The sequence below is a fragment of the Bacillus sp. FSL K6-0972 genome (assembly GCF_037976035.1).
GTDB classification, from domain to species: domain Bacteria; phylum Bacillota; class Bacilli; order Bacillales; family Bacillaceae; genus Bacillus; species Bacillus haynesii.
This window is the reverse complement of the sequence record NZ_CP150260.1, coordinates 353730-367880: the sequence shown is the minus strand read 5'-3', so window position 1 is coordinate 367880 and position 14151 is coordinate 353730. Positions and strand designations below refer to the sequence as shown.

Annotated in this window: 14 protein-coding genes; 2 read left to right on the top strand and 12 right to left on the bottom strand. The window is 46.8% G+C overall.

Annotation, left to right across the window (positions count from 1 at the left end):
• Positions 1-76: 76 nt before the first annotated feature.
• The gene (locus MKX80_RS02020; RefSeq protein ID WP_154996981.1) at positions 77-1699 is read right to left on the bottom strand and encodes an L-lactate permease; all 1623 of its coding nucleotides are present in this window, start codon (positions 1697-1699) and stop codon (positions 77-79) included.
• Between the two features lie 50 nt (positions 1700-1749).
• Positions 1750-2709 (bottom strand): L-lactate dehydrogenase, encoded by a 960-nt coding sequence (locus tag MKX80_RS02015; protein WP_154996945.1) that lies wholly within the window; start codon positions 2707-2709, stop codon positions 1750-1752.
• A 448-nt stretch (positions 2710-3157) separates the two neighbouring features.
• On the opposite strand from MKX80_RS02015, the gene MKX80_RS02010 reads away from it, so the two are divergent.
• On the top strand, positions 3158-4363 hold the full coding sequence (locus MKX80_RS02010) for a nitrate/nitrite transporter (protein ID WP_154996943.1): 1206 nt from the start codon (positions 3158-3160) through the stop codon (positions 4361-4363).
• Positions 4364-4467: 104 nt separating this feature from the next.
• Here the strand turns inward: MKX80_RS02010 and MKX80_RS02005 are convergent, their stop codons facing one another.
• Positions 4468-5208: a MerR family transcriptional regulator gene (locus MKX80_RS02005; RefSeq protein ID WP_182069384.1), complete on the bottom strand. Its 741-nt coding sequence runs from the start codon at positions 5206-5208 to the stop codon at positions 4468-4470.
• An 83-nt stretch (positions 5209-5291) separates the two neighbouring features.
• On the opposite strand from MKX80_RS02005, the gene MKX80_RS02000 reads away from it, so the two are divergent.
• Positions 5292-5978 (top strand): type II CAAX endopeptidase family protein, encoded by a 687-nt coding sequence (locus tag MKX80_RS02000; protein ID WP_268310372.1) that lies wholly within the window; start codon positions 5292-5294, stop codon positions 5976-5978.
• Positions 5979-5997: 19 nt separating this feature from the next.
• On the opposite strand, the gene MKX80_RS01995 is transcribed toward MKX80_RS02000, so the two are convergent.
• The 9 genes from MKX80_RS01995 to MKX80_RS01955 all read right to left on the bottom strand — a co-directional run bounded on the left by MKX80_RS01995 (position 5998) and on the right by MKX80_RS01955 (position 13913).
• Entirely contained in the window at positions 5998-6699 is a 702-nt protein-coding gene (locus tag MKX80_RS01995) for a cytochrome c biogenesis protein CcdA (protein ID WP_154998101.1), read from the bottom strand.
• Between the two features lie 147 nt (positions 6700-6846).
• A complete protein-coding gene (locus MKX80_RS01990; protein WP_154998098.1) occupies positions 6847-7941 on the bottom strand; it encodes a toxic anion resistance protein in 1095 nt (364 codons plus the stop codon).
• Positions 7942-7957: 16 nt separating this feature from the next.
• Positions 7958-9562, bottom strand: coding sequence for a YceG family protein (locus MKX80_RS01985; RefSeq protein WP_182069386.1), 1605 nt, complete (start codon positions 9560-9562; stop codon positions 7958-7960).
• A gap of 5 nt (positions 9563-9567) precedes the next feature.
• Positions 9568-9789 carry a helix-turn-helix domain-containing protein gene (locus tag MKX80_RS01980; protein ID WP_003178729.1) on the bottom strand — a complete coding sequence of 74 codons (222 nt, stop codon included), beginning with the start codon at positions 9787-9789 and terminating at the stop codon, positions 9568-9570.
• Positions 9790-9930: 141 nt separating this feature from the next.
• Positions 9931-11112, bottom strand: coding sequence for an HpcH/HpaI aldolase/citrate lyase family protein (locus MKX80_RS01975; protein WP_154998094.1), 1182 nt, complete (start codon positions 11110-11112; stop codon positions 9931-9933).
• A 92-nt stretch (positions 11113-11204) separates the two neighbouring features.
• The gene (locus tag MKX80_RS01970; RefSeq protein ID WP_043925470.1) at positions 11205-11978 is read right to left on the bottom strand and encodes a TerC family protein; all 774 of its coding nucleotides are present in this window, start codon (positions 11976-11978) and stop codon (positions 11205-11207) included.
• Positions 11979-12043: 65 nt separating this feature from the next.
• Positions 12044-12622: a TerD family protein gene (locus MKX80_RS01965; protein ID WP_043925471.1), complete on the bottom strand. Its 579-nt coding sequence runs from the start codon at positions 12620-12622 to the stop codon at positions 12044-12046.
• A gap of 78 nt (positions 12623-12700) precedes the next feature.
• Entirely contained in the window at positions 12701-13282 is a 582-nt protein-coding gene (locus tag MKX80_RS01960) for a TerD family protein (RefSeq protein WP_043925472.1), read from the bottom strand.
• A gap of 28 nt (positions 13283-13310) precedes the next feature.
• Complete coding sequence (locus MKX80_RS01955) at positions 13311-13913, bottom strand: TerD family protein (RefSeq protein WP_154998092.1); 603 nt, start codon at positions 13911-13913, stop codon at positions 13311-13313.
• Positions 13914-14151 lie beyond the last annotated feature (238 nt).

Sequence of the window (14151 nt, the reverse complement as noted above, 5' to 3'; positions counted from 1 at the left end):
CAATGTATTCAAAAAGAGGACATGATAGAACAAACAGCTTAAAAAGCCTTTTCCCATTGCGGGAAAAGGCTCTTCTTTATATGCCAAGCTTTGAAAGTGCAAACGTCCAAATGCAAATGATGAAAAGCAGGATCAAGCTGTATTTAACGGTTTGGCTGAAAAGCTTTGATTCCTGCCCTGTCTCTTGAACCGCGGCTGTTGCAATCGCAATCGACTGCGGTGAGATCAGCTTGGCCATCACGCCTCCCGCGGTATTGGCGGCAAGCAGCAAAGCTGAACTTGTCCCGATTTGCGCGCCGGTGACTGCTTGCAGGTGGCCGAATAAGGCATTGTTGCTGACGACTGAACCTGTGATAAAGACACCGATCCAGCCCAATACAGGACTGACGAATGGAAAAATATCCCCTGCTTTGGCGAGCGCCAGTCCAATGGTTGAACTCAATCCGGCATAATTGGCCAAGTTTGCAAAACCCATCACAAAGCAAATGGTGAGAACGGGGAGCCACAGTTCCTTGACCGTCTCTTTCAAACTGGAGAGTCCTCCGCGGAAACTGATGTTTCGGCTCAGTACAATCGTGATGATCACGGCGATCAGTATCGCCGTACCCGTCGCTGAAATGAGGTCAAGCTTCATCAAGGCATCAAGCGGTGCCGGTTCCGGGGATATCGGCGGCGTTTTCAGCACTTCCCGGTGAAGAAAAGGCATGTTGAATAAAATCGTCGTTTGCTTCAGCAATCCGCCTTCCTGAAAAAGCCCTTTGAAACCTGGGAGGCTCCACACCGCAATGACGGCGGTCAAGATATAAAACGGTGACCAGGCTTTCATAATGTCTGCTGCATGATATTTTTCAGCGGGTTCATGTTCATTCCCGGCTTCCCTGTATATGTGACGCGGCTGCCACTTTTTCAAAAACAGCGCCAGCGCTCCCATGCTGATTAAAGCGGCCAAAATGTCAGCAAGCTCCGGCCCCAATCCAATCATCGTTAAAGTCTGCACCGCCGTATAGCTTCCACTTAATACGAGAAGAGCCGGCAGCGTTTCCCTTATTCCTTTAAACCCGTCCAATATGAAAACGAGCAGGAACGGGACAAAGAAAGCAATGACCGGCAGCATCAAAGCGAGCGTTCTGGAAAGCTCAACCGGTGTCAAGCCTCCCATCTGCGCTCCTGTGATCACCGGAATTCCGATGGCTCCAAAGGCGCCGGATGCCGCATTTGCAATTAAACATAGGGATGCCGCTTTCAAAGGTTTAAAACCAAGCTCGACAAGAAGAACGGCGCTGATCGCAATCGGCACACCGAAGCCTGCCGCGCCTTCCAAAAAGGCGTTAAAACTGAACCCGATCAGCAATAACTGAAGCCGCTGGTCAGACGAAATCCCGGCAATGCTCGCTCTGATCACTTTAAACTTTCCGGTTTTGACGGAAATTTTGTAAAGCCATACAGCCATCAGGACAATATATCCGATCGGCCAAAGGCCGTTTGCAATTCCAAGTAAAACGGCGGAGACAGCTTTTGCAGCTGGCATGTGAAAAAAGAACACAGCTACAATAAAGCTGACCGCCAGCGTCAAAAATGACGCGATGATTCCTTTCATCTTCAACACGGTCAATGCAAGGAGAAAGAAAAGAATCGGCAGAATGGCGGCAAAAGCGCTTATAAACAGATTCCCAAACGGATCGTATATCTGCTGCCACATTTTCATCATCTCGCAATCTTCATGATGTTCAGTATCTTTATGATGTTCAGTTACGCCTGCAATTCAAAATGCGGTTTTAAAATTGCTTTTAACACACCTGCGCTATGCTTGAATTGTTGTTTTTCCTTTTCATTCAGGTCGAGCTCAACAATTTCCTTAGCTCCGCATCGGCCGACAACCGCCGGAACTCCGATATAAACATCATTTTCTCCAAATTCACCATCAAGATGAGCGCTCACGGTCAAAATCGCTTCTTCATTGCGGTAAATCGCTTTCGTAATACGCGCGAGGCTCATGGCAACTCCGTAGTATGTCGCACCTTTTTTCTCGATAATGTGGTAAGCGGCGTTTTTTACATTGTCAAACAGTTCATCAAGATCTTCCGCTTTGTATTTCTCATTTCTTTTCAGCAAGTCGCTGACGGGAACTCCGCCGATATTCGCATGGCTCCAGACAGGCAGCTCCGTATCTCCGTGTTCACCAATAATATAGCCGTGCGCATTGTGGGCAGCGACACCGAAATACTCGCTGAGCAAGTAGCGGAAACGGGCAGTGTCAAGTGTTGTACCGCTTCCGATGACGCGTTCTTTCGGAAGGCCGCTGAATTTCCAAGTCGCATAAGTCAAGATGTCGACCGGGTTTGTAGCTACGAGGAAGATGCCGTCAAAACCGCTGGCCATGACTTCTCCGATGATTCCTTTGAAAATTCTCAAGTTTTTCTCGACGAGATCCAGGCGGGTTTCACCCGGCTTTTGGTTCGCTCCGGCGCATACGCAGACAATATCGGCGTCTTTGCAGTCCTCATATGTGCCGTACCATGTTTTCACAGGATGCGGGGCAAATGCTTTACCGTGGTTTAAATCCATGACATCGCCCATTGCTTTGTCTTTATTTAAATCAATGATCACAAGTTCGTCTGTGATACCTTGGTTAATTAACGTAAATGCATAACTGCTTCCAACAAAACCCGCACCGATCAATACTGTACGGTTGACTTTTTGGTTTCTCATGACTCATCATTCCTTTGCCGTTTGTTTTAAACTGAGTTGTTTGTGAAATTCTTCACATTCATATTGTGCAATACTTCACATACTTTTTCAAGTGATATACATTTTAATTTATGTCTATTTTGTGTCTCCACATATTTCTTCCTTAAATTTGTACATTTTCTGGTAAAAATATGCCTTATGGCTAAAGAAAAATTGATAAACGTGTTGCAAAAGACGGCTTTATCTGCGAGTGCATCAGGCCCATACCAATATAACTTTCCCATTTTCAGCAGTCATAACACCTCTAATCTTCAGCAGAATTCAATCATCGCCGGCTATGGTGCTATCCAAATTAACATTTTAAATATTCAATCTTTTAGTTTGTTAGTAAAGCTTACAAAAATACTGCCAACCCTAATCAATTTTGTCATGATAAATTCTAGAATCTATCGGATGGGGAGTGTTGCAATTGAAATTGGCGGATTTGAGGAAGAGCGGACACGCGCCTTCCTTGTTGTCATCTTTTTTATATTTCGATGTCAGCTTTATGATTTGGGTGTTGCTGGGGGCGCTTGGTGTTTATATTACGGCTGATTTTGATTTATCGCCTTCTCAGGTCGGATTGATCGTCGCCATACCTACTTTGGCCGGATCGTTTTTCCGGATTGTACTCGGCATTTTAACCGACCGTTTCGGACCGAAAAAGACGGCCATTGGCGGAATGCTGGTGACGATGATTCCGCTGATATGGGGGTGGCAGTTCGGTTCATCGGTCGCCGAGCTGTTTATCATCGGAATTCTACTCGGTGTGGCAGGCGCAAGCTTTTCCGCATCCCTTCCTATGGCGAGCCGCTGGTATCCGCCGCACTTGCAAGGTCTTGCCATGGGAATCGCCGGGGCGGGAAACAGCGGAACACTGCTTGCTACGCTATTCGGCCCTCGCCTTGCGGAGCAAGTGGGCTGGAACGGTGTCATGGGACTGGCACTGATTCCTTTAACCCTCGTGTTATTCAGCTATTTCCTTATGGCTAAAGAACCTCCGAATCAGCCGGCGCCTAAACCGCTTAAAGACTATTTTGCCGTTTTCAAAGAAAGGGACACTTGGTATTTTTGCCTTCTCTACAGCGTGACATTCGGGGGTTTTGTCGGCTTGTCCAACTTTTTAAGCTACTTTTTTGCATCCCAGTATGCCGTTCCGGCGGTAAGAGCCGGCGAATTTGTCACGCTTGTCGTTGCATCCGGAAGCTGCCTCCGCCCTGTCGGCGGGTTGATTGCCGATAAAATCGGCGGCGTGCGTCTGCTGCAGTTTCTCTTTATCGGAGTGGCTCTGTGCATGTTCTCGGTCAGCATGCTCCCGCCTCTTGGCGTTGTTACGGCCGCATTATTTGTCGGCATGGGCTGCCTCGGAATGGGGAACGGCGCGATATTCCAGCTTGTACCGCAGCGATTTCAACAAGAGATCGGGATGGTGACAGGGATCGTCGGCGCTGCGGGAGGAATCGGCGGATTCTTCCTCCCGAATATCCTCGGAACGCTGAAGCAAATCACAGGTACGTATTCAAGCGGATTCCTCACCTTCACCGTTATCGCATTTTTGGCACTCGGACTGCTTTTGTTTGCTCAGGCCGGATGGAAAAAACAGTGGAAAGCCGAGGAGAAATCAATCCGGATTTAAGGGGAGCCGCCCGATTCTGTTCGGGCGGTTTTCTATTCGGCAAAGCTTGTTTGATCTTTTGGTTATCCAGTCCGGACATGACGATTGGACGTTCATGTGAAGAGTCACCCTGATCTTCCTGAATGATTAGATGCAGATTCAAGCGCTTTCTCCGCGAATTCCAGAATCCCGCTGTCGAGCGGATAAAGCCCGTTTGGCTCTTCAGATTTACGAACCTCCCAAAATCGATCAACTAAATCCTTATGTCCCTTAAATGAATGATCAGACAGGCACATGATATCCTCCGCAATTTGCTTTCCCCATTCAGACTCAGGCGGTACCTCTTTTTTTAAACACAGCTTAATCCGCTTGATAATGGAGAGCCATTGCTTTGTGATGAAATCGTCATTCTCCGCCTTCGGAAGCCTTTCTGCTAAAATCTCAGCTTCCTCTTCAGAGAACGATTCCTTCCATGGTTTATGCCGGGGCTGTCTGACGAGCTTGAGAAGGGCTTCCCAGCTTAAGCTTCCTTCGATTTGATACATGTTCAGCAAAGTGTTTGTATGCTGCAGGCTCTTCGTCAGCTGTTCGATCTCCGAGTGCAGGCGCCTTTTATGCATTTCAATGATACTGATGGTATCCAATTGATCCCTTAACGTTTTGATATGTTCCAATGAAAATTGAGCAGATTTCAAGATCATAATTTTTTCGAGCTCTAACATATCTTCCTTCGAATATTGCCTGCGCCCATTTGGCAGTGTTGTGCTCGGTTTTAATAAACCGATTTGATCGTAATAGCGGAGCGTCCTTACGGATATCCCCATCATCTTCGCCACCCGCCCGGTTGTCAGTTCTTCTTTCACCATATCTCCCTCCTAACATAGCGCTTGAAGATTACGTTACGTCACTATTTAAAATAATTTTATCTCAAAAATAGGAGGGTTTTGTAATGGAATGGAAAAATCCTTGGAACAAAAAGCAGCGGGTTTGCTTGTTTTTGATCGCCTTTGCAGCTGTTCCGATTTTCATTGAATATTTATTAAAGAATGCTTTGGATCTGCTTTTAGGCGAAGGCATGCCTTCAGCTATATTGATGAGTATTGCAATGGCGGCCGTTTTTATTCTAAGCCTGTACTATATCGCCTTAAAGCCGGACCGCCTGTCCTGGCGGGAAATCGGAATCTCCCGGTTCGCCCCTGCATACTTGATTCATATAGCGGGATGGACGGTTTTTTTAATCGTGATGACGTTTGCCGTTATGGAAATCCTGACTTGGTTCGGGGTAAGCTACGAAAATACAAAAACAAAAACGATCACTGCCGATCCTTCATGGTTGAACATTGCAATGTCTTTCGCTTCTGCCTGCATCGTTTCTCCCATCTACGAAGAATTGTTTTACCGCGGCTTTCTTTACCGCTGGTTCCGCGCTGAATTCGGGGTTGTATGGGCACTTGTTGCAAGCAGCGCTCTCTTTATGATCGCTCACATCCCCACATATAACACCCTGGCCGTTAACTTTGGAACAGGGCTTGTGTTTGCCTGGACATACGAAAAAACACGCTCGATTATACCTGCGATGATCATCCATAGTTTATTTAACGCGATTTTGCTGTTTCTCACAATCTTACTCACATAATGCAGCATGCGGAAGTTTTTCAAAATAGATTCGTCAAATTCGAATACCAGATATTAATCCATATCATGTTGTCCGTATAAAGCAGGATGCCGATGACGATCATCAGCGCGCCTCCCACTTTCATGAGCATATTCGAATATTTCATAAGCGGCCTGATGTTTCCGATAAAAAACGCCATGAGCAAAAAAGGAATGGCAAAGCCTAAAGAATATGCGGTAATCATCATGAATGCGCTCCCAAAATCAGGGTTCTGAAAATTTGCATATGCGATCGTTCCGAATATAGGACCGATGCACGGCGTCCAGCCCGCCGCAAAAATCATTCCGACCAGCATTGAATTCAGCAAGCCTATTTTTCCCTTTCTAAACGAAAAGCGCCGCTCCTTCATCATGAAAGCCGGCCGGAAAACACCGAGTAAGAACAGGCCCATGACGACGACAAATATCCCGCCCAGCATGCGGATCAAGTTATGGTATTGCAAAAACAGCAGGCCAAACGAGCTGGCGGAGAAACCCAATATGTAAAAGATCACAGAAAAACCGGCCAAAAAAGCCGCCGCGTGAATCATCACCAACTGTTTGATACGCTTTGCATTTCGGTTTTTCAATTCGCTGACCGAAATCCCGGTAATGTACGAAATAAATGATGGATACAAAGGCAGGCAGCAAGGAGAAATAAACGACAGGAAACCGCCGCCGAATGCCAGCCATAAAGCGGTCATATACTTCCATCCCCTTCATGTTTATATATTTTTTACCATGCGATTCTCTTACTCTAGCATAACATAAAAAACCGCCTATCATGGCGGTGATTTTTTGTATATTTGAAGCCGCCGCCAGCTGATTTGGGGGGCGGCTTCTTTATTTTTTTAACCGTTTATAGCGGCTTTTTTCATATTGTCCTGAAGTTCCAATATGCGTTTTGCCCCTTCTTCGCGCAGACGTTTGTTCTCATCTTCAATCTGCTTCGTCTCCTGCATGCCTTTGACAATCGTATTCCAAGATTGTTCGATCGTTTCAATATCGATGCTCGGTCTTCCGGACATTCTTGCAATTTCGACGGACTGGCTTGAAATATTTTCAGCGTTCCGCTTCAGCATTTCGTTTGTGCGGCGGTCGAGTTCGCTCATTGAATCGGCGACAAGCTTTTGGCGCTTGGCGGTAACAGCCTGGATGATGCCATTTTTAAAAATCGGAATCGTAATGATGAATGCCGAGTTGATTTTCCCGATCAGCTTTGTGTTTCCGCGCTGGAGCAGGCGGATTTGCGGCGCGGTTTGAATCGCGACCATCCGGGCCATATCGAGATCATACACCCGTTCTTCCAGCGCTTGAATGCCGTTTCGAAGCGTATCAAGCTCCATCTGCGCCATCTGGTTCCCGCTTGCCGCTTTCGCTTCATATTCAGGGATGAGCTGCTGCAATTCTTCTATTTTCATCTGGCCGGCTACAACGTATTTCTCCAGCTCCACATAGTAATGGAGATTGCTTTCATACATTTCATCAAGCGTCACGGTTGATTTTGTCATTTCATCTTTATATTTCGAAATTTCAATGTTGATTTTTTCGATTTCTCCGCCGAGCGTTTGATATTTTTTAAATATTTTCTCGATCATGCTGTTGCCGCGCTTAAACAATTTGGAGAGCAGACCTTTCTGTTCTTCAAAGTCATTCTTGTCAAAGCGGTCCATGATTTTTCCGAGCTGCGTCAACATCGCACCTGAATCTGTCACACTGTTCGTTCTCATCATGGAAAGAATGCGGTCGGAGAACTTGGATATTTCAAGTGCGGGCTCCTTTCCGAATTCTAAAAGCTCCACTTGGTTTTTCACGTCAATTTGCCGAGCGAGAGCTTGCACATCAGGCTCCTGCCGGAGTTTGGCACGGATGTCCTCGGCTTTTTCAACCGTGATCTCTTCCTCTTTGCTGATATTGACGATGCTTGTTTCATTTGGATTTGCCATCAGAATGGCCCCCTCCTTAAAAAATTTTATTGATGAACTTCCGGACGATTGACGGCTCTTTAAACTCCTGGTTGAAGGACATTTCATCAAGCCAATGGGTATCAAAATGCTGTCCGTCGATATGGTGGTCAATACACTTATGGCCCGGCGGATTATAGATGATGATATCAATGCCGATTTCATTTAACAAAAGCAAGGCGGCCGCGTCCGACCGGGTGAGTGTTCCCGTCTGTTCAGTGTGATACAAGATCAGCTTCGGTACTGTCTGTGAATAGTCAAATGTCTGAATCATGTTCAAAAGCGCTGCCGGAAGCTGTACCGCCTGAGTAAACAAATACAGCTGCACATCAGCTGTCTTTTCATTGTTCAAGGCCACCATCTTTGGACTTTTGCACATCCTGGAAATCGCTTCGGCAATGCCGCGCTGAACTCCCTCAGGCAAATGTTTGTAGCGCCATATATTGCTCTCCATTAAACGGCCTGGATCGATCATCCCCGTTTGATCAAGCGCATGGCTGTAATGGAATTGATAATTCGACGTCTCTTCCTTTGTAAACGGGTAGCGCCGGATCGTATGCGACTCCTTATACTCCGTCAGTGTCTGCAGACGGTCCCAGTACTCTTTTTCATTGCTGGAGACGCCCATGACCATCGCGAATAAGTTCGGAATGTTGACCGTTGCTTGAGACGCCTGAAAATTGGGTCTGATAAAGGCGCGTTCCTTCGCAATTAAAAACAGTTCATCATACGTGGTCTTCAAAGTCACAGAGACTGGAGTATGCTCCCTGAACTGCCAAGGTTTGTACATCAGCGAATCCTCATTGTGCAGAACAGTATCCAGCTCCTTGGCGGAACGGTACGCCACCGTTGATTTGCGCTGGGGCTTTTCAGTCGGGAACGGCTCTAATGGAGACGTTCCCGGGTATGTGAAGACAAAAGAAAGTTTTTGTTCGGGATCAAGCTGGCGAAATTCGTCTTTTCCCTCCGGATGAAACAGCAGCACATCACATCCGACAAGCATCAAATAGTATAAAAAATACCGGTGGCTTTTTGTCGTGTCCCCGTACCAAACCACTTTCGGCATCGCACTTTCGCAGTCGGCCCCTTTCAGCCACTTCTCCAAATGGTTGCCCATCCATTTGACAAGGTCGAGGAGGACACGGCGAAAATCCGGATCGTTCAATCCTTTTTCATGAAAGGACTGAAACATCTGCAGCACTTCGATAAGCGCCTTTCTTAAATGCCGGTGCATAGCGGCGTCAGGGTGCTTAGGAATCAGCTGCTCCCCGTCGAGAAAAGCGGCAAACCGATTGACGGAAAGCCCTTTTTCTTTCTGATTGACCATATGGATGCGCTGTATGGCCTGAAACCTTTCCGGAGAAATGGTTTTATCAAGTGTCTCGCTTAACACATGCACATCACCGGATGCATACAGCTCATGGAGATATATGTAGTAATCCGTTTCATCGGGCGGCGTTCCGAGAATCCGTCCCGCCAAACGGCTTATCGTCAGATGTCCGTTTTTTTCATACGGGGTTCTCTCCGGCAGCGGCTTCTTGATGATCTGCTTCCATTCATCATCATTGACCAGGGCGTTTTGAATATTAATCTCTTGATTCATAGCGCTCAGCCGTCTCCCCTTTCTTCTGAGTCAGTATCACTCTTCCGTCCAAATACGGCACACATGCCCGCTCTTGTCACGGCATAGGTTGTCCCGAACTTTCTGATTGTTCCTGCAGGAAAGTCATGCGCTCTCTTTCGAAGCGTAGACGAATCAATCCCCCACTCTTCACAAGCCTGCTGAGAACTTAGAATCTCGCTACTCGTGAGATCGACTATTTTCATCATGGCTGTTCATCCTAAAATTTCATTTGTTTTCTCTTGAATTCACAATGTCTGCTTTAGAGATCATGGTGGTAGTGCGGCTCTTTTACAGTAGAGGAACTGATCTTTTAAGCGTTTTGCCCCTTTCCAATCACCCGTCCCAGACTACCTCCCGAATGATCCAAGATTTGAAAGCGGTTTGGACGCTCTAAGTATGTCCGTATAGCTGCGGTTTCCATGATATACCCCGTAGATTTCAGCCTTTAATAATATTTTTTTGGCCCAACTAAGGTACGGCTTGATTTCGATCATTTTATTTGAGAAAGAACTTTTTACAACGCCGCGGGTGCCGTCGGCACTTTCGACGATGCTCAGGGCATCCAGATAATCCTCCATTGATATGACGTGCAGGCTTTGGACCGCTTTTATTTGTGACGGATGAATCACGCTCTTGCCGTGAATGCCGTTGGCCAGGTCAAGAAGCGTTTCATTGATCAATCCGTCCATATACCGATTGATCACAAGCGAAGGTTCCCCCGCCTCAGCCCAATTCGGCGCGAAAGGCGGGACCGTTCGCGAAGCATCTTCAAAGTACTCCCAGACAGGCCCCGAAATCACGAATTGCAAGCCAAAATAATTGACGATATCTTTGATGAAATCAGAGATGACCAAAATGTCATAAATCGGCGTTTCCGGTTTTCTTCTTAACCCGTACAGACCGCACAAATCAGTCGCGCCGATCCTGATATTCAGAATGATATCCTGATAAAAGCCCAGCGTTGATTTTAATTCCTGCAGCGCCTTTGCCCTCGTTTCCATTGCCAGCAGATCGGGTGTCTCAAAGATCGGCATTCCGTACAGCACAATGCCGGATTCTTGCGACAGTTTCGTTAAAGTATCAAGGTAGTGCTCTGCATTCAACATCGAAAACTTCGGAAATACGAATCCGGTAAACAAGTGAAGCGCGCGGCCGAGCTTGTTGCCCAATTCGAGCATTTGCTCCGGTTCCCGCACCCGGATAAACATTAGCGGCAACACATCGCTGCTGATGTTTTGCAGTTTTTGCGCCTGGTAAATCATATCGGCCTGACTGACAAGATTGTTTTCAGCCTGAAGAACCTCACAATCGCCGATCGAATCTTCAAGGCAAAAAACGACCGAGCACAGTTCAGGATACTTGTTATTGATCATGACATCTGCTATATCTTTTCGGTTCCCCGGAACATAAAGCGCAGCTCCAAGCGCATACTCCAGAATGTGCTTCGGAGAGTCTTTTGTAACCGAGCCCGGCAGTTTGAAAAAGACATCTTCTTTTTGAGAGGCGGATAAAAAATCAAAGTATTGCATATGGGTCACCTTCTTTGAATAGGAATCATACACCCCTTTGATGTAAAAAAGGGCGGAGCAGATATACTCCCCCCTTTATGTTTTGCAGTTTGTTATTCTTCCTTTGAAGCCGCCGTTTGCTCTTTCACAGCTTTTTGCTTGTTCAAATAGTGAATGATGAATGTTGCGGCAAAAGCGATTATCAGAATGATAAAGAAGACGCTGTGCGGCATTTCAATATGCCATACACTCGCAGCCATTTTCAGTGCGATGATCCCGATCAAAACAAAGGCCGTTGTTTCAAGTTCAGGCACTTTGTCAATCAGCGTCAGGAAGAATTTCGCAACAGTTCTCATCATTAAGATGCCGAGCATGCCGCCGATCAGAAGCACCCATACCTTTTCGGATACGGCAAATGCCGCCAGGATGCTGTCGACTGAAAATGCGAGATCCATGAGCTCTACCGAAATGACAGTCGCCCAGAAGACCCCGAAAACGCGTACCATCCAGCTGTCTTTTTTGATGGCGTTTGCTTCATCATCGCCCTCGCCGATGAAGAAGTGCTTGATGACGAGCCATGCCAGATATGCGGCTCCAAGCAGTTTGATCCACCAGAATTTAATCAGGATCATACCAAGTCCAATGAATAGAAATCTAAAGAAGTAGGCCCCGATTAAACCGTATGTCAACGCTTTTTTGCGTTGTTTTTCCGGAAGGTGCTTCACCATGACGGCGAGAACGAGAGCATTATCCGCAGATAAAAGCCCCTCCAGCACGACCAGCGAGCCGATCAGCCCCCAGGAAACGGGGTCCGTTAATACTTCCACCCACATTTCCCAATCGAAAAATGAGGCGTAAATTGACATAATATGATGAAATAAATCCACTTTCGTTACCTCCTAATGATGAAAAAGCAAGACTGAATCACGCAAACGTGATTCAGCCGGCAAAACTAGACTTGCAGGCCGTAGTTGCGGCAAAGCGATGCCAATCCGCCGGAAAATCCGCTGCCGATGGCATTGAATTTCCAATCGGCTCCGTGACGGTACAATTCGCAAACAACAACCGCTGTCTCAATCGAAAAATCCTCTCCCAAGTCAAAGCGAAGCAGCTCTTCATTTGTTGATTCATCAACGAGCCGGACAAACGCATTTGAGACTTGTCCAAAGTTTTGGCTGCGGCTTTCCGCCTCGTGAATCGTCACCGTGATGCCGATCTTTTCAACATGGGCGGGTATTTTTGAGAAATCGACGATGATTTGCTCGTCATCGCCTTCACCTTCTCCTGTCCGATTGTCACCCGTATGAATCACGGCGCCGCTCGGATGCTCGAGATTGTTGTAAAAGACGAAGTCGCGTTCATTGATGCATCGATCGTTCTGATCGACAAGAAAGGCCGACGCATCCAAATCGAAATCGGCGCCTCCGGTATATTTGTTAGTATCCCAGCCTAAACCGATCAGCGCTTTCGTCAAACCGGGGTTCGTTTTCGTTAAGTCGATCCTTTGTCCTTTAGATAATTGAATCGCCATCGATAGGACCTCCTTTAAGAAATGTCAGGTGCCGGACAAACGGACGCCGCGCGGCGCCCGCTGTCCGGATCGTCAAAATCAGCCGACCTGCAGGCCGAAATCGGTGGCGATCCTCGCCAGCCCGCCTTGATAGCCTGAGCCGATCGCTGAGAATTTCCATTCTCCTCCGTGGCGGTACAGCTCTCCCGTGATCAGCGCTGTTTCAATCGAGAAATCTTCACCCAGATCATAGCGGATTAACTCTTCGTTCGAGTCTTCATTGATCACGCGAACGTAAGCATTTGACACCTGTCCGAAATTTTGGCGGCGCGCTTCCGCTTCATGAATCGTAATCACAAAAGAAATCTTTTGAATGTCGGCAGGCACTGCATTCAAATTGATTTTTACCTGCTCATCATCTCCTTCGCCTTCCCCTGTCCGATTGTCGCCTGTATGTATGACAGCTCCGCCTGCGCCCTCGGTCTGATTATAGAAAATAAAGTCCTTTTCAGAAGCGCATTTGCCGTCTGCATTGAGCAGGAACACGCTCGCATCAAGGTCAAAATCAGCGCCGCCGTCATATTGATTGACGTCCCAGCCAAGGCCGACGACGACTTTCGACAATCCGGGATTTGTTTTTGTTAAATCGACCTTTTGTCCTTTTGCTAATGAAATTGCCATGTTGATCTCCCCATTTCTTTTATGAATGTCAGGCGTAGCGTTTGACGATTTCCGTAATGCTCGTATCGTTTGTGCCTTCTCCGACAGCGGTGAATTTCCACTCGGCGCCGTCACGGTAAATCTCGCCAGCAATCAGGCTTGTCCGTCCCGAATAATCGTCCCGCAGATTGTACTTGACCATCTCCCTGCGATCATTCATATTGACGATGCGTATGAAGGCATTTTCGATCATTCCGAAATGCTGGCTTCGTTTCACACAATCGTATATATTCACGACAAAGACAAGCTTATGAATATGCGAAGGAACTTTTTGCAAATCTACGATGATTTGTTCATCATCTCCGCTGCCTTCCCCTGTCAGATTATCTCCGGTATGTTCGATGCTGCCGCATCTGCTCTTCAAGTTTCCGAAATAAATGACGTTCTTGTTCTCTGTGACTCTTCCGTTTTCCAGCATCAGCACAGATGCGTCACAGTCAATATTCGGGGCTCCTCCTCCAAACAGCTTTCCAAAAAAACCGCCGCTTCCGGACGCTACCGGGTCCCAGCCGAGACCGACCAAAATCTTCGAAAGCCCCGCTTTACCTTTTGTTAAATCAATCCGCTGACCTTTCTCTAAAGAAATAGCCAAACTGTTCACTCCTCCGTTGAATCATGACTTTCAAGATTACAGTGCTGGATGAGAATAAGAGTTTGAAAGATCCAATTATCACGCCAGCGTGATTCATATCTTCACAACTACAAGACCAATGAATCATTATTTAACCTGCTTAACTATATATACGGAAAGATTCAGAGGAAAGTTTCGCGGTTTTTCGATATTTTCTTATCATTTTTTCATCCTGGTCAAAATATAGACGACAATAGTA